The organism is Desemzia sp. FAM 23988 (assembly GCF_045528365.1).
In the GTDB taxonomy this organism is placed as follows: domain Bacteria; phylum Bacillota; class Bacilli; order Lactobacillales; family Carnobacteriaceae; genus Desemzia.
Genome location: NZ_JBGQQS010000002.1, coordinates 213,475 through 234,474 on the forward strand (window position 1 = coordinate 213,475; position 21,000 = coordinate 234,474).

The following is a 21,000-nucleotide window of genomic DNA, read 5'->3' on the forward strand; positions in this document are numbered from 1 at the left end:
ACGATCTGGTGGAATGCTGGATAAAAAGAAAGACTTAGGAGGATTAATTGGTTAAAGAATTCAAGTTGTCGGCAGGTGAAGATATTATGGAACGAGCAAAAAAAAGGATTGCAGTTATTGGTGGAGGCATTACAGGACTCACAGCTGCTTATCGAATAAAACAAAAAATTGAAGCTGAAAATTTACCGTTTGAGTTGATTATTTTGGAAAGTGCTCTTAGAGTAGGCGGGAAGATCTACAGTATGAAAGTAGAAAACCAGTACTTAGATTTAGGGGCAGAGTCTATTGATACTCGTTATCCGGAAGCAATGGAATTGGTTAAAGAGTTAGGCTTAGAAGATCAACTTATTTTTAATGAAGGCGAAAAACAAGATTTGTTTTATTATAACGAGTTACATCAAAATCCTTACCCTACTTATAAAGGCATACCGATAAATAAAAAAGATATTTGGAAGAATAAAATGCTTTCGTTTAACGGTAAAATGGCCACTTTTAAGGATCGTTTCATGCAGCCTGAAGAGCTGAAAGAAGACATAGGAGTAAGCAGTTTCCTGAAAAGAAGACTGGGCGATGAAATCGTTGAACTCATGTTAGAGCCTTTCTTTTCAAAAGTTTATGCAAATGATATAGACGATATGGGTGTTAGAGCAACGAATGAAGTTCTTTTTGATTTGGAACAAGAGTATGGCAGTATTGAAAAAGCCTTGTTGGATCATCCGGAGTTGCAAGATCAATCTGGAAACTATGCGACCTTTGCACAAGGGCTTTCTGTTTTGACGAATAAATTAGAGGAAATTTTAAAGCCTCATATTCAATACAGTAAAAAAGTAGTAGAGATCAAACCAGGAGTAGAAAATACGTATATCCTCAATATAAATCTGAAAGAAGAAGTGAGAGTTGGTGCAGTATGTGTGGCCACTCCTACAACGGAATACAGCAAGTTATTTAAAGATAAAGAACTCAAAAAACATTTTTCTCAAATAAAAGCAGCGTCAATAGGGCACATTGTATTTAGCTTTGATCCAGAAGCTATTAAGAATTATCCCGCTGGATTTGGGATACTCACTCCTAGAAGGAATGATTCATTTGTTTCCTCTATTGTATTTCTCAAGAAAAAATGGCCTACCTTGTATTCTTCAAAAGAAGTTTTGCTGGCAGTCAATTTTGGACGTAAAGGTGAAGACATGATTGTTTCACTCAGCAATAAAGAAATTGAAGAAAAAATCTTAAACGATTTAGAAATGATGCTTGGAATAACCCAAAAGCCGAATTACCGTATCATCAAACGATGGCCGGATGCTATTCCTCAATTCTCTGTTGATTTGGAAAAAAATATGAAAGAAATCGTTGGACCTCTTTTAAAGGAAAAGTATCCCGGGGTCTTAATAGGTGGGAATGGGTTAGAAGGTTACGGTCTTAGCCAATGTATTAGACAAGGAAATGAAATCGGAGTCGAATTGGTCGAAGCAATAAAAGAACGAAATTGTATCTCACGTACAAATGTAGAATAAAAAGTATCTGTAAAACACTCAAATAGAGGTATTTGAGTGTTTTATTATTTAAAAATAGTGTTGAATCCTGTAAAGTAGTAATTGTGAGATAAAAGACTTCTATGAATGTTTCGTGCTTATATTGTTTGAAAAATAATTTTACTAGGAGGTTGCGTATGAAATTAACTGTATTAGGATATTGGGGAGGATACCCTTCAAAGAATGAGGGAACGTCTTCTTATTTAGTAGAGTCTGAGGATTTTCATCTATGGTTAGATGCAGGGAGTGCATCATTGATTGCTTTAGAAAATCATGTAGATCCGATGGACATCGATGCTGTATTGATTTCGCATTATCATTATGATCATATTGCTGATCTAGGAGTCTTTCAATTTACTCGCCAGTTACGTGGCACTGGAGAAAATCGAGCTCCAATTGTTCCTATTTATGGACATACGGAGGATGAAGAAAACTTTAAGAGATTAACAATGGATCGAGTCTCTAAAGGAATTCCTTATCAAGAGGGAGAAACTTTTTCTGTGGGACCATTTGAAGTAGAGACGATGAAAACACTGCATCCTGTTCCTTGTTTTGCTTTTAGGATCACTGAAGTGAAAACTGGAAAAGTATTGGTTTTTACAGCAGATTCAGGCTATTTAGAAAGCTTTATTCCGTTTTCAACTGAAGCCGATGTCGTTTTATGCGACACAAATTTCTTCAGAGGGATGGAAAATCATCGAGTGCATATGACAGCTGTTGAAGCAGGGAGAATAGCCAAACAGGCACAAGTTAAAAAATTGATCTTAACTCATTTGCCTCAAAATGGAGATTTAGAGCTATTGAAAACCCAAGCAATGGAAGAGTTCGAATCTCATTCAGTCATTTTAGCTGAGAAGGATTTAGTGCTGACCATTTAAACGAATGATTCGTTTAAGAACTTTTAAGGGAGAGGCCTTTAGACAAGCGGTTACTTAAAGAAAAGAGGAATGCAATGTGTATTATGTTAAAAACGAACGCAATGGGGTAGAAGTGACAGATCCCCGTTTGAACTTAGCTATTGAATATTATTTATTGAACGAAGTCCATTTAGACGAACCAATCCTATTGTTCTATATTAACGAACCTTCTATTATTATCGGTAGAAATCAAAATGCTTACGAAGAAGTAAACCGTGATTATGTGGAGCAAAACAATATTCATGTTGTCCGTCGTTTTTCTGGCGGTGGAGCTGTATACCATGATTATGGAAACTTGTCTTTTTGTTTTATCACTAAAGATGACGGAGATTCTTTCCGTAATTTCAGCAAGTTTACTGAGCCTGTAATCAACGCATTGCATAAAATTGGTGTTGAAGGTGCAGAATTAAAAGGGCGTAATGATTTACTGATCAATGGTCAAAAATTCTCTGGAAATGCGATGTATTCTAAAAACGGACGTATGACGGCTCATGGAACCATCATGTTTGATAGTGAGATTGATGCAGTTGTAAAAGCATTGAAACCGAAAAAAGAAAAATTAGAATCTAAAGGAATCAAATCTGTTAGAAGTCGCGTAACCAACATCAAACCGTTTATGTCGGATGAGTATCAGTACATGAATACAAAACAATTCCGTGAAAAATTGTTGTTGAATATTTATGATGTGGACTCTGTTGAAAAAGCAAAAGAGTACAAATTGACGGAAAAAGACTGGAAAAAAATTGAAAACTTCTCAAAAGAATATACAGGAAATTGGGAATGGAATTATGGAAGATCTCCTGATTTTGACATCGAACGTGGTCAAAGATTTGCTATTGGTTCAATAGATGTGAAGTTAAACGTTGAAAAAGGAGTCATCAAAGAAGTGAAAATTTATGGAGACTTCTTTGGTCTAGGTGAAATTTCTGATGTAGAAGAAAAATTAGTCGGTATTAAATATGACGCTAAGGAAATTTCGGCAGTGTTAGACAATATAGACATCAAAAAATATTTTGGTGATGTGACAAAAGAAGAATTAGTTCATTTAATGTATTAAGCAAAAAAGTAGTCCGTTCTTTTACGCCATGATTTGGCAAAAAAAACAGACTGTTTTTTTGTATTCATTTATCTTTTGCGGCCTAATCCCACAGCGTTTTTCATTTTGCGCAATGTTTTATTGGCAACAAATCGAGCAGCTTCTGCACCTTTATCCAGAACCGTATCTAACTCTTCTGACGTTAACAACTCATTGTGACGCTGTTGGATGGGTTCTAAAACAGCAACGACTGCTTCTCCTAGATCTTCTTTAAACTGTCCATATCCTACACCTTCATAACGTTCTACAATGGAAGCCACTGGCTCATCTGTAAAAGAAGAGAAGATAGTCAACAGATTAGAGACACCTGGTTTGTTTTCTGGATCGTATTCAATAATTCCGCTTGAATCCGTCACAGCGCTTTTGATTTTTTTACGGATCACTTTTGGTTCATCCAGCATAGAAATAAACCCTTTTTGATTCTCATCTGATTTGCTCATTTTTTTAGTGGGTTCTTGCAAACTCATGATTCTGCCGCCTGCTTCAGGAATATGAACTTCTGGGAAAGTTAAGATTTCATTGTTGTTTCCGTAACGGTTATTGAAACGTTGAACAAAATCACGAGTCAATTCTAAGTGTTGTTTCTGATCTTCTCCTACAGGCACCAATTCCGCTTGGTACAATATGATATCTGCTACCATTAGTGGCGGGTAGGTAAGAAGTCCAGCTGATACACCAGCTTTTCCGTTTTTAGCCGATTTATCTTTAAATTGAGTCATACGTTCCAATTCTCCGATTGTCGTGTTGCATTGAACGATCCAAGCAGCTTCTGCATGTGCAGATACTTCAGATTGAATAAAGATAGTCGCTTTTTCTGGATTTAATCCAATAGCTAAATAGAGAGCGGCCAAACTTTTCGTTTGTTGTCTTAATTTTAGACGGTCTTGTGGAACTGTGATGGCATGTTCATCAACGATACAATAGAAGCAATTGAATTCTTCTTGTAACGGAATAAACTGTCTCATCGCTCCAATATAGTTTCCTATGGTAGGTGTTCCACTAGGCTGGATACCTGAAAAAATAGTTTTTGTCATTCTGTACACTCCCTGTATATGTGCATTTCATACTTCTTAAATATCATAACAAAAAAAACAGACTTTGTTATGGAAAAACGCAAAATTTTCATAAACTCGATAGAATTATGATTCGAAATTTTAAAACAAATAATAGATAGCCAAAAAAAACATACATAAAACAAACAATGTAAAGCCTATATTTAATGGAAACAAATAAGATTTCCCTACTTTTTGTGACCAATAGTGAGCAGGTTTTGGTTGGGTTGATTGAGACGAGGAAGCAGATAAACGTCGTTTAAAGATGTGGTGGAACAATAACTGCGTAGAATCAAAAGTTCCCATAGAAACCATAGCCAAGAAAAAACCTATAAATAAAAATAAAGCGGAAAATAAAAATGTTAAATTGATGGTATACAATAGACTAATGGTTTTATAGAAGACTGGTTGAAGTAGGATACAAACGATCAAAACCAACAAGGTAAAAAATGGGGGGTGTTTATAATAGTTCATTATAAGTCTCCTCGTAAAATTAAAATGATGTTCTAATCCATTGCCGATTAGTGACAGCAATGCTTTTATTTTAACACATTGCTAAAGTGAATAATACAAACTTATAAAGCAGTTTAAAATGAAATTAATACTTATTTATAATTATTATAAATATACATAAATAAAGTATAACTCTTATTCTAAAGGGGTTTTTAATGAAAAATGTGAACTGACGAATTATTTTTACCAAAAAGACACAAAAAAAATAACAATTTTTGACAAAAAGATGTCAAAAAAGGGTAGACTTTAGAAACTTAGTTCGTTATACTATTTGTTGTAAGGTAGTAATTGAGGAACAGACCAAGAAAATAGAGAAACGCAAAAGGAGAGATACATATGGTTACATTATTTACATCACCCAGCTGCACTTCATGTAGAAAGGCAAGAGCATGGTTAGAAGAAAATGACATTCCTTATGTAGAAAGAAATATTTTTTCTGAAGGATTAACGATTACAGAAATAAAATCTATTTTACGTATGACAGAAGACGGTACAGAAGAAATCATTTCCACTCGTTCAAAAGCTTTCCAAGAGTTAAATGTGGATTTAGAAGATATGACTTTACAAGAATTATTTAATCTTATCCAAGATAATCCTGGTTTATTACGTCGTCCGATTATGGTAGATGAAAAGAGATTGCAAGTTGGATACAACGAAGATGAAATTCGTCGTTTCTTACCAAGAGAAGTTCGTGCATTAGAATTGCAAAAAGCTCAAATCATTGCAGGCATTTGAATAGATCGACTCAAAAGAAGAAGACCAATACGTGCTGTTAGCTACCATAAATTTACGTGAGATATAACGAATTAAAAAACTTAAAGAGCTGGTGCCAAATTAATTGGGCTGGCTCTTTTTATACCATTCAAAGCTGAATTCGGATTTTTGACTTTACATTTAGATATTTTACTATACAATAAATTTATAAGATAATTGAGCTTTTTAGCCAGCAATTCTTTAGAATTGCATAGAAAGTAGGTGTAAGACTATGGATATGGAACGAATTGATGAGGACACCATACGAGTAGAAATTGAGCACTCTGATTTGGAAGCAAGAGGAATTAAATTTTTAGATCTGTTAGGTAACCGTAAACAAATTGAACATTTCTTTTATAGTATTTTAGAAGAGGTGGATATTGATGAACAGTTCCATGAATCTGATGCCATTACCTTTCAGGTTTTGCCAAAAGGAAGCGGTCTGGAACTATACATCAGTAAGGATAATCCATCGACTGACCATTTAGATTTATCAACTGCTGATGGTTTCAGCAGAGAGGATATGGCTCAGTACATTCAAAATAAAATAACGGGTGATAATCTAGAAAATGAGATAGATGAGATTGAAGAGATCGATGAAATTGATTCATATCTAAATGATATTACCAAACGAACCAAAGAGTTTGTATTTGAATTCGAAGAGTTTGAAGATTTTATTGGGTTGTCTAGAATGTTGTATTTAGAAAATGGTGTATCAAATGTTTATTTCTACAAGGATCATTATTATCTAGAATTGGTGTTTTTTACAGAAGAGATGCCAGTTGAAAACCCAGATCGTGAATTAGCATTGGTACTGGAATTTGCTAAACATACAACTGTTACAAGCAGTATTTTGGAAGAGTACGGAAAAAGAATCATGGAAAAAAGTGCATTAGAATTAACGCGCTACTATTTCAATTAACAGAAAATAGAATAAAGAGAAAAATAAGACAAAGCTACTTTAGTTTGTCTTATTTTTTTTACCTTAAAAAAAATTCTTCTTTTTTGCGTATAGTATAAGAAATAAACTAGTCGCAACTAAGGAGTGTATAGGTATGTTTGTAGCATTGGATGCAAAAAATTGTCACGTTACTGCGGATCAAGTCGAAAAAGGAAAGGAAAAAGAAACAGAAGCAGCTTTTTTTTGTCCGGGCTGTCGTGAAGCTGTTTTTTTGAAAAAAGGCAAACTTATGCAAGCTCATTTTGCGCATTATACCCAAAATAATTGTTCGGTTTTTTCAGAAGGAGAAACTGAAGAACATTTGTCAGGGAAGAAATTGTTGTATGATTGGTTTAAAAAACAGAATATACCGTGCCAGTTAGAAGCCTATTTGCCTGAATTGAAACAAAGACCTGATTTACTGATTTGGCCGACTAGTCAACACCCTGTTGCAATAGAATTTCAATGCAGTTCTCTATCAATGGAAAAAATGATTGAGCGAACTGAAGGGTACCAGAAGAATGGATATGAAGTAATTTGGATTACAGGCAGTAAATTCCAGTTGAGAAAAAGATTGACTCCATTCCAACAACTTTTCCTGAGATACAGACAGTTGCTTGGTCTCTATTATGTAAGCTTGAATGTTGAGAAAAGAGGAATTGAAGTCTGCTTTCGTATTTCTTTATGTCAACCGGGTCAGTATCCTCGATATCAAAAGCAGAATATACCCTTAGATAAACTAACTTTCTCATTTGACGATTCCATAAAATATTTAAATCCGTTTAAGAAACAGAAAGAGAGTGATTTTTCCTTTACCAAAAGTCATGAATATTTAGTCAAAGGTCGCATTTATCAAAATCCAAAAATGGTAGAATTTCAAAAATACATTTATTATCATGGACAATCTCTTATTTCTTTACCACGAGAAGTTTATCTGCCAATCAAAAATGAAATACTGATCAGGACTATTCCGCATTTTTGGAAATTTATCGTATTAGAATGGATTGAAGGAAAAGGGGTAGGAGCTGTCCTTTCAAAAAAAGACATTGAGGAGAAAATAGATGAGATGAAACACCAAAAAGAAATTGAATTTTTCCATTCTCCTTGTCTACTAGATAATGCCAAAGAAGCTTATCTGTATCAGTATTTGTTTTGTTTGGTGGAAAATAAATTGCTTGCATCTCTTTCGGCAACGGAATGGATCATTCTTAGAACACCTCATTATTATCGGAATGAAAGAGAAAAACTAGAAGATTTCGAAAAAATGGATTTAAAAAAAGAAGTGCTGACTTTGAAGCGAATGGTATGAAAACTAAAAAAGGATGAAAATTAAATGATGAGACTTCATTTATAAGAAAATTATGGTAAGATTAAAAAGTGATGAAAATTTAGGAGGTCATGTCATGAGTGAGACAAACAAATTACCAAAAAGAAACGAAATACCTGAAGAATTAACGTGGGATTTAACGGTTATTTTTCAAACAGATACTGAATTTGAAAAAGCTTATCAAGAAGTAGAGTCCAGTCTAGCTAACATCACCAGTTATAAAGGAAGATTGCAAGAGAATGCTGAAACTTTTCAACAAGCTATAGAGACCTTGTTAGCTGTCTCTAATCAATTGGAGACCGTTTATGTTTATGCACATTTGAAAAATGATCAAGATACAGCGGATTCTCAATATCAAGGAATGTATGATTCAGCATCTTTATTGGCGTCAAAAGCAGGGGAAGCGATGGCTTGGTTCGAACCTGAAGTGTTGGAGCTGCCTGAAGCTCAATTATCTAGTTATTTTGATGAGAACAAAGACTTAGAGTTATACCGTCACTTTATCAATCAAATGACAGACAATCGTGCTCATATTCTATCGGCTAATGAAGAAGCATTATTGGCTGGTGCAAGTGAAATTTTTGGAGCTTCAAGCAAAACGTTTAGCGTCTTAAACAATGCGGATATCCAATTTCCTGTGATCAAAGATGAAAACGGAGAAGACGTGCAGCTATCTCATGGAGTCTTTGGAGAATTGTTAGAGAGCACCAATCGTTCTGTTCGTGAGCAAGCATTTAAAAAATTGTATGAAGTGTACCAAGGACTAAAAAATACGTTTGCGAGTACATTAGGATCTAATGTGAAATACCACAACTACAATGCTAAAGTACACAATTATGGTTCAGCACGTGAATCAGCTTTAGCAAACAATCATATTCCTGAATCGGTACATGATAACTTATTGGAAGTTGTAGGAGAAAACTTGCCATTACTGCATCGCTATGTGGCTCTTAGAAAAGAGTTGCTTGGTTTAGATAAATTACACATGTACGATATGTATACACCAATTACTGGTGAAGCTGGAATCAAGTACAGCTATGAAGAAGCCAAAGAAGAAACGATGAAAGCTCTTCAACCATTAGGAGAAGAGTATAAATCTGTATTAGAAGAAGCTTTTAAAAATCGTTGGATCGATGTTGTTGAAAATAGCGGAAAACGTAGTGGAGCATACTCTTCGGGAGCATATACTACTAATCCATATATCTTATTGAACTGGCATGATTCGTTAAACAATTTATACACATTAGTTCATGAGTTAGGACATAGTGCTCACAGCTACTTTACGCGAGATAACCAACCGTATGTTTATGGAGATTACTCTATTTTCTTAGCAGAGATTGCTTCTACAACAAATGAAAATATTTTAACTGAATATTTACTTCAAACTGTTACGGATCCTAAAGACCGTATCTACATTTTAAACCATTATTTAGATGGTTTTAAAGGAACTGTCTTCCGCCAAACTCAATTTGCTGAATTCGAACATACAATCCATGAAGAAGCCAGAAAGGGGACACCTTTAACGGCAGAATTCTTAACCAATTATTATGGGGATTTAAATGCTCGTTATTATGGACCTGCAGTTGAGAAAGATTCGGAAATTGCTTATGAGTGGTCTAGAATACCCCATTTCTACTACAATTATTATGTTTACCAATATTCTACTGGTTTCTCTGCAGCTACAGCTTTAGCAGATAAAATCATTCATGGAGAAGAAGGAGCATTAGATAAATACTTAACTTATCTAAAATCCGGAAATAGTGATTACCCGATCGAAGTGATGAAAAAAGCCGGCGTAGACATGACAGAAAAAGAATACATTCAAAAAGCCATGAACGTCTTTGAAAGACGCTTAAATGAATTAGAAGCATTAGTCAAAGAACTGAAGAATGAGGAATAAGTTTTTTTACTGATGATAACTAAAATAGATATTAAAAAGGATTGAGATACTTGTCTCAGTCCTTTTTTTGAAGAATAAAAAAAGACTTCGATTGGCTAAATCAAAGTCTGCGAAGAATTATAGCAAGAAACAGTTCTAGTGGAATAATGGATTAGTTTAACACTCTTAATGTTGGAAAAATATTTTTTTCAATAACCGTATCCAATTGATTTGGAGCAATAGAATATAAGTTATTCAATAATGAGTAAGAAACTTTGTTTTCTAATAATAAACCATATTCATACATAGAATCATTAAACATCACACAAGAAGGAGTAGTTTCAACGTTCATTTCACGAGCAACTTTTTGATCAGAAGAGAAAGTTGCTTTTACAAAGTCAGATGCTTTGTCTTCAATGAACATTGGAATATCGACTTTTGTTTGTTCTGCAATTTCTAGAATCAATTGTTCAGAATAAGAACGGTTTTGGTCAAATAGGGCTTCTTGTAAATGCAATAAAAAATTGCGTCCTTTTTTCTTGCCTTGCATGGAAGCAGCAATAAAAGTTAAACACATATCGTAAGTTTGAGAGAATAATTGATTTCTCATATCCAAATCTTTTTCTGATAGATTGTTTTTGTACATAAAGTGATTAAAACTTGGTAAATTTAAAAGCGGCAAAATGTGCAATTTGACTTTTTCTTGTCTCGTTTTTGTAAAGGTTAATATATTTTGGATGTTTTCAAAACTGTCTTTGTCCATAGGGTTAATAAATAAATAAAATTCAATCACTTGGTTTGTAGTAAGCATTCATCTTCACCTTACATTTTATATTTTTGTTTGTGCCTACTCTTTGTGGCAACATAGACACTTTATCAAAAATAGAAGAAAAATAGTAATTGACTGAACTGATTTTTGAAAAAAGTTGTCAGCCTTGTAACAAACTTGCCACAATTATTGGTAAAGTACCGATATACCAATGCTTTGATGAAGTCACAAGTTTTGACAATTAATTATTTAAGGCATCTTTCATACGAGCTATTTTGTTTTTTCCGATTCTTCTCGAAAGGTGATTCTTGGTTAAAAAGGCATTAAAAAAGGCTATTCCGCTTTCATGATCAGGTGCTTCATACTCCAATTCATAGTCAGTTTTGCCAACATACGAACTTTTGTCCAAGACGATCAATCCTTCAGGAACTTTTTTTTCAAATCGGACAGTCTTTAAAGAACCAAAGCAATAGAGATCGTTCACGCCCACTCCTAATTCAGAAAGCTTAGTTCCTACAGCTCCATCTGCTTTGATCGTGTGGTTGGTGATGTGATGAGAAGCTTCAGCGAGTGTTAAGTTATCTGTGGTTTCCAATAAGTGAAGTCCATAGGGAGTCTTTAACGTCAATTCTGCTGCAAACGGTAAAATCCGTATTCTAAGTCCGGCATTCAAAGTTTTCAATGCCTCAGTAGGAGTATCAAAATAATAATTTTCTTGAGTGAAAAAATCGGATTGTTTGGCTCCTAGCGAATGGAGTAAAGATAAATATTCAGTTTCAGTCAATAGATTTTTAAATTCAATTTCTAGTTCTTCGCTCATTATAAACTCTCCTTCATATCTCTAGTCAGGTTATGCTATCTAAATTAGTTTAACATAGAATAGAATAAGGCTACGCGAAGTTTCTTCTTTAATTCAAAATATGGTAAACTAATACTATTCGAAGCTTATGAAAGCTTAAAAGACAAGAACGATAAAGAAGGTTGTTGCTATGATTGAAAATTGGACTGAATTTTTATCTCCTTATTCACAAGCTGTTGAAGAGTTGAAAGTGAAACTAAGAGGATTGCGGAGACAATACCATGCAGAAAATATGCATAATCCAATAGAATTTGTCACTGGCAGGGTCAAACCAGTTGACAGTATTTTAGGTAAAATGGAATTGCGGAACATTTCGTTTGAAAATTTAGAAAATGAAATGCAAGACATTGCTGGATTGCGTATAATGTGCCAATTTGTAGACGATATTCACGATATAGTAGCGTTGATTCAAAAACGAAAAGATATGACGATTATAGAAGAAAAAGATTATATTTTACACAAAAAAGATAGCGGCTACCGCTCGTATCATATTATTATAGAGTATCCTGTTCAGTTGATAGATGGGGAAAAAAACATCTTAGTGGAAATCCAAATTCGAACGTTGGCGATGAATTTTTGGGCGACTATTGAGCATTCGTTAAACTATAAATACCAAGATGATTTACCTGAAGAGCTTAGATCTCGTCTTGAAAGAGCAGCTGAAGCAGCATTCAGATTGGATGAAGAGATGTCGCAAATCAGAGAAGAAATACGATAAAATATGTCTGAAATTCTTATAGGATAAGCACCGACAGTCACAAAATAATTGGACATAAGGAGGTCAACTGTGAATATAGGGATTGTAAGTAATGAGAGTGAAAAATCAGTTGCATTAGTAAAACAATTTCGTGAATTAGCTTTAAAAGCTGGTTTGAAATTAGACAATAAAAATCCAGATGTAGTCGTAACAGTAGGAGGAGATGGGACATTGTTGTCTGCTTTTCACCGCTATGCCCATATGTTGAATCAAGTTCGATTTGTAGGGGTGCATACTGGACACTTAGGGTTCTATACGGATTGGCGAGACTTTGAAATCAAAGAACTTGTGGAAAGTTTGATCAGAGATAAAGGTGAAAGTGTGAGCTATCCTTTACTAGATGTGTCCGCAACTTACCAAAGCCGTAAAGAACCTTCTCACTTTTTAGCATTGAATGAATCTGCCATTAAGCGTGTTGATGGTACGATGGTCTGTGATGTTTATATTAAGGATGAATTTTTTGAACGTTTTAGAGGTGACGGAATGTGTGTTTCAACACCTACAGGATCGACTGGATACAATAAATCTGTTGGGGGAGCTGTTATTCATCCCAGAATCAATGCTATCCAAATCGCAGAAATAGCTTCGATAAACAATCGCGTATTTCGCACATTAAGTTCACCGATGATTATCCCTACAGATGAATGGTTGACGTTAAAACCAGTAACTTCTGAAGGATTTGTGTTAACGATTGATCACCTCACCTCTTCAGAGAAAAACATCGTAGAATTGTCTTATCGTGTGGCTGAAGAAAGAATACATTTTGCACGCTACCGCCATACCCATTTTTGGAACCGCGTAGAAGCAGGATTTTTAGGAGCGAAACAAAAGTATGATGTTTAGTTGGCAATACAAAGAAAAAGAACCGATGCAAGTAAAAACTTTTTTAAAACAGCAAGGTGTTTCTAAAGGCTTGTTGGCTCAAGTGAAATTTCAAGGCGGCAAAATAGAAGTCAATCAGAAAGAAACAAAGTCTATTTATAAGCTGTCATTTAATGATCATATACAAATCACCGTTCCGGATGATGAAGGAACGCCTAATATCGAACCCTCGGATCTGCCAATAGATATCGCGTTTGAAGACGATCACTTTTTGATTGTCAATAAACCAGCAGGAGTAGCTTCTATTCCTTCGAACGTCCATCCAAAAGATACCATGGCTAATCGAGTAAAAGGATATTTTAATCAAAAAGAATACCCGAATAAAGTGATTCATATCGTTACACGGTTGGATCGCGATACATCAGGTTTGATGTTTTTCGCTAAACATCGCTACGCTCATGCACTGATTGATCAAGAGCTGAGAGATAAACGAGTCATAAAAAAATATACTGCCATCATATCTGGGCACTTAAAAAAGCAGCATGGACATATAGACACACCAATCGCCCGTACAAGTGATTCTATTATTACACGGAGAGTCCATGAAAGTGGCAAACCAGCTTTAACGGAGTATTGGGTAAAGGAAGAATTTGAAAAAAATACTTTAGTTGACATCCAACTGCATACAGGACGTACACATCAAATTAGAGTCCATTTTAGTTCAGTAGGTTTTCCATTGATGGGGGATTCATTATACGGAGGAAAAGAAAATAAGTGTGTTCAAAGGCAAGCTCTGCATTGTCGAGAGCTGTCTTTTTATCATCCGTTCTTAAAAGAAAGAATTGTTCTGATAGCAGACTACCCTAAAGATATTCAAAACTGGAGATTACAACAGATTCATGGCATCACCTCGTAGAAAGGAAGAAACAAAGTGAAAGAAACCCCTGAAAGATTAGAGGATAAATTACAATTTTTAAAACAGTATTTAGCAGACGGCGATATCAATAATTTTAGAAGGTATTTTCTTTCACTGCATACTTATGATCAAGGCCAATTTTATTTATCCTTAGAAGAAGAAGAAAGAAAACGGATGTATAATTTTCTTTCTCCTGAGGAAATGGCGGATTTATTTGATACCATAGAGGAAGATGAAGAGTTTATCAAAGATTATTTGCAAGAAATGAATATCCAATATGCTGCGGATATGTTAAGTGAGATGTACACGGATAACGCCGTTGATATTCTAAATCAGCTGGAGCAAAAACAACAAAAAGAATTTCTAGACTTGATGCCTCTTGATGAGGCGGAAGAAATCAGTGATTTATTAGTTTATGAAGACAATACAGCTGGATCGATTATGACGACTGAATTTGTCTCCATTTCAGCAAATCAAACGATCAAAGAAGCCTTAGTAGAGGTTAAGCGACAAGCAGAAGAAGCCGAAACCATTTATTATTTATATGTGACAAATGCAAAAAGACAGCTGGTTGGAGTACTTTCTTTAAGAGATTTGATTACGCGTAAAGATGACGAGCTCGTTGGAAATGTCATGGGAACTCGCTTGAAATCTGTAACGGTAACAGATCATCAAGAAGAAGTAGCACACGCTATTCGTGACTATGACTTCTTAGCGGTTCCTGTTATCGATTTAGTGGATCGCTTAGTGGGAATCATCACGGTTGATGATATTATTGATGTTATTGATGAAGAAGCAACCAGTGACTACTCTGGTTTGGCTGGGGTAGACGTAGATGAAAAATCAGAAAATCCCTTTATAGTAGCTTCTAAACGCTTGCCATGGTTAGTGACCTTATTATTTTTAGGAATGGGAACTTCAACGCTTATCAGCAATTATGAGATTATGGTCAGCAAAGCAAGTATTTTAGCCGTTTTTATTTCATTGATTACTGGGACTGCAGGGAATGCAGGAACACAATCGTTGGCTGTAGCTGTTCGCAGATTGGCTGAAAAAGAAGATCGACAAAACAAAATTGGCCGGATGATTTGGGGAGAACTTTCTTCAGGACTCATTACTGGACTAGTGACCGGAATCACTGTTTTCTTATTGATCGGTATTTGGCAATCAAACTTTGTGCTAGGCCTGGTTATTGGAGTAGCAATGCTGTTTGCAATCACTATCGCCAATCTAGCAGGAAGCCTGATTCCAGTATTGATGGATAAGTTGGGATTTGATCCGGCAGTAGCGAGTGGTCCGTTTATAACGACATTAAGTGATTTGACCAGTGTATTTATTTATTTTAATATTGCCGCTTATTTTTTAAATTTTCTCTGATCCGCTAATTAAAAACCACCACAAAGGGTGGAGCTGTTGTAGCTCGACCTTTGTGGTGGTTTTACAATATAAAAATTTCCCGTCATCTTTAAATTTCTGATGGGTGTAGTTCTTTTTTCATTGAATGGTGGGGAATTCCCGCATCCATAAAACCTTCACTGTCCGTGATTTGGAATCCGATCTTTTCATAAAATGGTATAGCATAGTCTTGTGCATCAAGTACCATAGCTTCTCCACCCAATTGAGCAGCATAGCGTCCTACTTCGTGCATTAATTGAGCGCCTAATTGCTGTCCGCGCAAATCTGAGTCTACTGCAACGCGCTGTATTTTATAAGTCTTTGGAGATTTTTCATACATCCGAGCTGTAGCAACTGCAGCGTGATTAGAGTAGCCCACAACATGAAGTGTCTTATCTTCTAATTCATCAATTTCTAAGTCCATTGGTACCTTTTGTTCTTCAACGAAAACTTTCTTACGGATGGATAATGCGTCCGTATATGTAATAGATTCAAGATCAGTCGTCCATTCGAACTTCATTTTTATCAGCCCCGTTTTCTTATTAGTTGTTATTTAGAGTAACACAATCAGAAAAAAAGAACAATTCAAAAAACTGGTACAGGTCTATATAAAAAATAGTGTAGCTGCTTTCAATTTTTTTGAAAAAAGGGATATTCATTTTAAATGTCGATAGAATTTACAAAAATAAAGTAAAAAAAGTGTACTATATACTTAGAAAAGAATTTTCAAGTTGGTAAAGTGAAGTCTAAAAAAATGAAGGAAAAATCATTTATTAAAATAGAGAATTAAGGAATGTGAAAAGTATGAAACGTGTTATTTTAGCAGAGAAACCTTCACAAGCACAAGCCTATGCTGAGTCATTTGGCAAATACTCCAAAAAAGACGGCTATATCGTGTTGCACTCATCCACTGATATTATCACATGGGGATTTGGGCATCTGGTGGAATTGGCTGCTCCTGATGAATACAAAGAAAAATGGAAAAAATGGGATATGAGAGAATTGCCTATCATCCCAGAACAATTTAAATTCAAAGTAGGCCGAGGAAAAACCAAGCAATTTCAAGTAGTAAAAAAGTTATTAAAAGACGCTGACCAAATTGTTATAGCAACCGATAGCGATCGAGAAGGGGAAAATATTGCGAGATCAATTATCCATCAAGCAAAAGTGGAGAATAAAGAAATCAAGCGATTATGGATTAATTCTTTGGAAGCAGATGAAATCCAAAAAGGGTTTAATGCTCTAAGAGAAGGGAGAGACTTTTATTCTGCTTATATTGAAGCACAAACTAGACAAATCAGCGACTGGTTAGTGGGCATTAATTTATCTCGCCTGTATACGTTATCGCTACAGAAAAAAGGTATTAACGAAGGGGTATTTAGTGTAGGACGTGTTCAAACACCAACCTTGTATATGATTTATAATCGTCAAAAAGAAATTGACACGTTTGTTCCTCAACCTTTTTATGAATTACACGCTATGGTAACTGCTGAAAATGGAACCTTTAAAGCCAAATATACTAAAAAATTTCAAACAAAAAAAGAATTGCAAGAATTGATACAAATGCATCTATTACTAGCTAATAATCCAGGTACGATCACGGATATAAAAACAAAAAGAATCTCACAGCCGTCGCCATATTTATTTTCTTTAAGCGACTTGCAGAGTCTTGTCAATAAGAAATATAAAGTGAGCCCTTCAGATACGTTAAAACATGTACAGTCACTTTATGAGGCTAAATTACTGAGTTATCCGCGAAGTGATTGCCGGTATATTACAGATTCAGAGTTCTATTATCTGCTTGACAGATTGGAAGGCTATCAAAGTGTACTAAACTACGCTATTGATCAGCCTAATAAAAGCAAACGCAAGCGTTATGTTGATGGATCGAAAGTACAAGAACACTATGCCATTATTCCCACAAAAAAAGTACCGACACAAAAAGAATTAACGAAACTTTCTTCTATTCAAAAAGAAATTTACTTTACGGTGTTGAAACGAACAGTAGCCATGTTCGAAACAGATTATCAATATGATGAAACCGTTGTTACTGTAGATATTAAGGGAGTGCCTTTTATCAGTAAAGGGAAAACGGTACTGGATAAAGGCTGGCGAAGACTGGAATTTTCGATGAGCCAGAAAACAGAGAAGGAAGAGAATACAGAGCTGCCTTTGCTGAGAGAAAAAGAATCTGTTGATACTGAATTAAAAACAACAGAAGGATTTACATCTCCGCCAAAAGCATACACAGAGGGAACTTTGATCACAGCAATGAAGACGTGTGGCAAAGAGTTGGAAAATGAAGAAGAAAAAGAAATTTTAAAAGCGACTGAAGGAATAGGCACAGAGGCGACAAGGGCGAACGTCCTTGAAACACTAAAAAAACAAACCTACATTGATATTCAAAAAAATAATGTGACGATCACTCCAAAAGGGGTCATACTCTGTCAAGCAGTGGAAAACACCTTATTAAGCAGCCCTGAGATGACAGCTAAGTGGGAAACCTATTTAAAGAAAATAAAGAAAGAAGAAGGTACGCAACAAGCTTTCTTGACGAATATCCAAAAATTTATTCATCATACCATCGTTTCAAGTGCTGAAGTGATGGAAAGCAGTGACTGGTCTGACCAGATAAGCGCTTCGACCTCTGCAAAAAAAGAAGTTGGAATATGCCCTGTATGCGGGAAATCGATAATGGATAAAGGAAAATTTTATGGTTGTCAGGGATACAGTAACGGTTGTTCATTTACCTTGCCGAAACGTTTTATAGGAAAAACGTTGTCTGAGGCTACCATCAAAAAGCTGCTGTCTCAGAGAGAGTCTGCACTATTAAAAGGATTTAAGAAAAAAAATGGACAACTATTTTCAGCTGCTCTGATACTAAATGAAGAGTATAAGTTGACATTTAAACCGTACGAAAAAGCGGATAAATAAGTAAGCAGCTTGTAAGGAAACCCTTCAACGGCAAATGTTGAAGGGTTTTTGCTATCGTTTTTAAAAAGGGGTTATGGAAAATGATCAGAACTGATTTTGCGAAAGAAAAGAAATTTGAAAACAAATACCTGCCTTTCATTCTCAAACTCTTTAGCTTATACTAAAATTATAAAAAATTACATAGAATGGAGTTAAATAAATGTCTGAAAAAACAATTGATGTCGTTAAAAAACTAACTACGATTCCTTCTCCAACAGGCAATACATACGAAATCATTGCGTCAATCCAATCTACCTTGGTAAAAGCAGGGTATCAACCGACTATTAATCGAAAAGGGAGTTTAATTGTTACCGTAGAGGGCGAAACCAAGGAACAAGAACGCTTCATCACTGCTCATGTAGATACATTAGGAGCGATGGTCCGCGCCATCAAACCAGATGGCCGTTTGAAAATCGATTTGATTGGTGGATTTCGATTCAATGCTATTGAAGGAGAATACTGCACTATTCATACTGCGAATGATACTACTTACTCTGGCACAATCCTGATGCACCAAACGAGCGTTCATGTGTATAAAGATGCCGGAGAAGCAGAAAGGAACCAAGACAACATCGAAGTTAGAATAGACGAAAAAATCACAAACGCTGAAGAAACTAAAGCTCTTGGAATTTCAGTCGGAGACTTTATCAGCTTCGATGCTCGTACCGAAATTACAGAAACAGGTTTTATCAAGTCGCGTCACTTAGATGACAAAGTGAGCGTAGCAATCTTGATCCAATTCTTGAAGAAATTAAAGACAGACAATAGAAAATTGCCGTATACGACGCATTTTTTTATCTCGAACAATGAAGAAATCGGATATGGCGGCAACTCCAATATTTCAGATAAAGTAGTGGAGTATTTAGCAGTTGATATGGGAGCTATGGGCGATGACCAACAAACAGATGAATATTCTGTTTCCATTTGTGTGAAAGATGCGAGTGGTCCATATCACTATGAATTTAGAAAAAACTTGACTAACTTGTGTGAAAAAAATCAAATCCCGTACCAATTAGATATTTATCCTTATTATGGAAGCGATGCTTCAGCAGCTATGAAAGCTGGAGCCGACGTACGACATGCCTTGATCGGAGCTGGAATTGATGCTAGCCACGCCTATGAAAGAACGCATAATGACTCGATAGTTGCCACCGAACAATTAGTGGAAAATTACCTGTTCTCAAAAATGAATTAAAAAATTTATGACCCTTCGCGAAAGAGGAATGCAAAATATGAATAAAATGAAAGATTCTAAGTTGATGTTCTGGACAGTGTGGCTATTGGTAGTCGTCACCATTATTTTTATTATGACAAAAATCGACTTCCTATTTTTCCCCGTCACAACATTTATAGCTACACTGTTTATGCCGATTCTAACTGCTGGATTTCTGTATTACCTGCTGACTCCGATTGTATCTTTACTGGAAAAAATCAATATCAAAAGAAAAATCGCTACTCCTATCGTACTCTTGGTTTTTATTAGCATTGTAATCATTTTGGTTTTGACATTGATTCCAGCCATTCTGACACAAATCGGGCAATTACTGGAGAACTTGCCAAAAGTAGTCAATAATTTAGAAATGCAATTAGCCAAATTAGAAGAGCAAGAGTGGTTTAAGGAAATTGATGTTACTGAAATCGTGGATTCTTTTGGATTGACGATAAGAAGTGTTTCGAATTTCTTGATCACAAATGTCACCACAAGTTTGGGCTCTCTAGTCGGTATCGTAACCAATGCAGCGATTTTTATTGTTACCGTACCGATTATGTTATTTTATATGTTCCGTGATGGCAGTAAATTGCCCCAAGCCATCTCTCGGTTTTTACCTTTTGAGTACCGGACAGAAATGATTGGTTTAATGGGACAAATGAACAATACCATTTCTTCTTATATTAGTGGACAAGCTTTAGTGTGTTTATTCATTGGTATCTTTACTTATTTAGGGTATTTACTCGTTGGGCAGCCTTATGCATTGCTGTTAGGACTGATTGCCGGCGTAACGAATATCATTCCTTATCTTGGACCATTTATCGGTGCTGCTCCAGCCGTTGTCTTGGCTCTGACCATCTCACCTGTTCAAGCTTTGAAAGTAGCTCTAGTAGTATTGGTCATTCAACAAATTGAAAGCAATCTGGTTTCACCTAATATCATAGGGAAATCCTTAGATATCCATCCACTGACCATCATCGTATTGTTATTGGTGGCAGGAAATCTATCAGGTGTGCTGGGAATGATCATAGCTGTTCCGACTTATGCAGTGACCAAAACTATTATTAGCTATCTTCACAATATGTACAAGCTTAGAAAAGAATACAAATATCGGAATTTGAAAAAAAATACACGAACTTCTGAATAAAAAATACACGAACTTCTGAACTTAGTGTAAAATATTCGGTGGTAGAAATAAAAGACGAATGACGATCGTTTTTTAAGTTGACAAAAAAAGAGGAAGACCGTTACCATACAATTATAGGTTTGAGCGCCTAAATATAATCGTAAAGG

At 35.4% G+C, this 21,000-nt stretch carries 19 protein-coding genes; 14 read left to right on the forward strand and 5 right to left on the reverse strand.

Annotated features, from left to right (window positions below):
* Positions 1–47 precede the first annotated feature (47 nt).
* The 3 genes from hemG (at position 48) to ACEN4L_RS02450 (ending at position 3,503) form a co-directional block, all read left to right on the forward strand.
* Entirely contained in the window at positions 48–1,511 is a 1,464-nt protein-coding gene (hemG, locus tag ACEN4L_RS02440) for a protoporphyrinogen oxidase (RefSeq protein WP_407095758.1), read from the forward strand.
* A gap of 155 nt (positions 1,512–1,666) precedes the next feature.
* The gene (locus ACEN4L_RS02445) at positions 1,667–2,407 is read left to right on the forward strand and encodes an MBL fold metallo-hydrolase (RefSeq protein ID WP_407095759.1); all 741 of its coding nucleotides are present in this window, start codon (positions 1,667–1,669) and stop codon (positions 2,405–2,407) included.
* A 76-nt stretch (positions 2,408–2,483) separates the two neighbouring features.
* The gene (locus ACEN4L_RS02450) at positions 2,484–3,503 is read left to right on the forward strand and encodes a lipoate--protein ligase (RefSeq protein WP_407095760.1); all 1,020 of its coding nucleotides are present in this window, start codon (positions 2,484–2,486) and stop codon (positions 3,501–3,503) included.
* A 68-nt stretch (positions 3,504–3,571) separates the two neighbouring features.
* On the opposite strand, the gene trpS is transcribed toward ACEN4L_RS02450, so the two are convergent.
* On the reverse strand, positions 3,572–4,576 hold the full coding sequence (trpS, locus tag ACEN4L_RS02455; protein ID WP_407095761.1) for a tryptophan--tRNA ligase: 1,005 nt from the start codon (positions 4,574–4,576) through the stop codon (positions 3,572–3,574).
* A 120-nt stretch (positions 4,577–4,696) separates the two neighbouring features.
* Entirely contained in the window at positions 4,697–5,068 is a 372-nt protein-coding gene (locus ACEN4L_RS02460; RefSeq protein ID WP_407095762.1) for a DUF3899 domain-containing protein, read from the reverse strand.
* A 375-nt stretch (positions 5,069–5,443) separates the two neighbouring features.
* Between ACEN4L_RS02460 and spxA the strand changes: the two genes are divergently transcribed.
* The 4 genes from spxA (at position 5,444) to pepF (ending at position 10,027) form a co-directional block, all read left to right on the forward strand.
* Entirely contained in the window at positions 5,444–5,842 is a 399-nt protein-coding gene (spxA, locus tag ACEN4L_RS02465; protein ID WP_407095763.1) for a transcriptional regulator SpxA, read from the forward strand.
* Positions 5,843–6,092: 250 nt separating this feature from the next.
* Complete coding sequence (locus ACEN4L_RS02470) at positions 6,093–6,782, forward strand: adaptor protein MecA (RefSeq protein WP_407095764.1); 690 nt, start codon at positions 6,093–6,095, stop codon at positions 6,780–6,782.
* 133 nt (positions 6,783–6,915) lie between these two features.
* Positions 6,916–8,109, forward strand: a complete 1,194-nt coding sequence (locus ACEN4L_RS02475; protein WP_407095765.1) for a competence protein CoiA — start codon at positions 6,916–6,918, stop codon at positions 8,107–8,109.
* A gap of 94 nt (positions 8,110–8,203) precedes the next feature.
* Positions 8,204–10,027 (forward strand): oligoendopeptidase F, encoded by a 1,824-nt coding sequence (gene pepF / locus ACEN4L_RS02480; RefSeq protein ID WP_407095766.1) that lies wholly within the window; start codon positions 8,204–8,206, stop codon positions 10,025–10,027.
* A gap of 151 nt (positions 10,028–10,178) precedes the next feature.
* Here the strand turns inward: pepF and ACEN4L_RS02485 are convergent, their stop codons facing one another.
* The gene (locus tag ACEN4L_RS02485; RefSeq protein WP_407095767.1) at positions 10,179–10,817 is read right to left on the reverse strand and encodes a DsbA family protein; all 639 of its coding nucleotides are present in this window, start codon (positions 10,815–10,817) and stop codon (positions 10,179–10,181) included.
* 199 nt (positions 10,818–11,016) lie between these two features.
* Positions 11,017–11,595 carry a CYTH domain-containing protein gene (locus ACEN4L_RS02490; RefSeq protein ID WP_407095768.1) on the reverse strand — a complete coding sequence of 193 codons (579 nt, stop codon included), beginning with the start codon at positions 11,593–11,595 and terminating at the stop codon, positions 11,017–11,019.
* Between the two features lie 169 nt (positions 11,596–11,764).
* On the opposite strand from ACEN4L_RS02490, the gene ACEN4L_RS02495 reads away from it, so the two are divergent.
* The 4 genes from ACEN4L_RS02495 (at position 11,765) to mgtE (ending at position 15,506) form a co-directional block, all read left to right on the forward strand.
* Complete coding sequence (locus ACEN4L_RS02495) at positions 11,765–12,352, forward strand: GTP pyrophosphokinase family protein (RefSeq protein ID WP_407095769.1); 588 nt, start codon at positions 11,765–11,767, stop codon at positions 12,350–12,352.
* Positions 12,353–12,421: 69 nt separating this feature from the next.
* Positions 12,422–13,234, forward strand: a complete 813-nt coding sequence (locus ACEN4L_RS02500; RefSeq protein ID WP_407095770.1) for an NAD kinase — start codon at positions 12,422–12,424, stop codon at positions 13,232–13,234.
* A complete protein-coding gene (locus tag ACEN4L_RS02505) occupies positions 13,224–14,129 on the forward strand; it encodes an RluA family pseudouridine synthase (protein WP_407095771.1) in 906 nt (301 codons plus the stop codon). Before ACEN4L_RS02500 ends, ACEN4L_RS02505 begins: the two co-directional genes overlap by 11 nt.
* A gap of 15 nt (positions 14,130–14,144) precedes the next feature.
* Positions 14,145–15,506 (forward strand): magnesium transporter, encoded by a 1,362-nt coding sequence (gene mgtE, locus ACEN4L_RS02510; RefSeq protein ID WP_407095772.1) that lies wholly within the window; start codon positions 14,145–14,147, stop codon positions 15,504–15,506.
* Between the two features lie 88 nt (positions 15,507–15,594).
* Here the strand turns inward: mgtE and ACEN4L_RS02515 are convergent, their stop codons facing one another.
* On the reverse strand, positions 15,595–16,044 hold the full coding sequence (locus tag ACEN4L_RS02515) for a GNAT family N-acetyltransferase (protein WP_407095773.1): 450 nt from the start codon (positions 16,042–16,044) through the stop codon (positions 15,595–15,597).
* Positions 16,045–16,328: 284 nt separating this feature from the next.
* Here ACEN4L_RS02515 and ACEN4L_RS02520 point away from each other — a divergent pair, with 284 nt between their 5' ends.
* The 3 genes from ACEN4L_RS02520 (at position 16,329) to ACEN4L_RS02530 (ending at position 20,854) form a co-directional block, all read left to right on the forward strand.
* Positions 16,329–18,458: a DNA topoisomerase 3 gene (locus ACEN4L_RS02520; RefSeq protein ID WP_407095774.1), complete on the forward strand. Its 2,130-nt coding sequence runs from the start codon at positions 16,329–16,331 to the stop codon at positions 18,456–18,458.
* A 199-nt stretch (positions 18,459–18,657) separates the two neighbouring features.
* A complete protein-coding gene (locus tag ACEN4L_RS02525) occupies positions 18,658–19,692 on the forward strand; it encodes a M42 family metallopeptidase (RefSeq protein ID WP_407095775.1) in 1,035 nt (344 codons plus the stop codon).
* Positions 19,693–19,729: 37 nt separating this feature from the next.
* Complete coding sequence (locus tag ACEN4L_RS02530; RefSeq protein WP_407095776.1) at positions 19,730–20,854, forward strand: AI-2E family transporter; 1,125 nt, start codon at positions 19,730–19,732, stop codon at positions 20,852–20,854.
* The last annotated feature ends 146 nt before the right edge of the window (positions 20,855–21,000 follow it).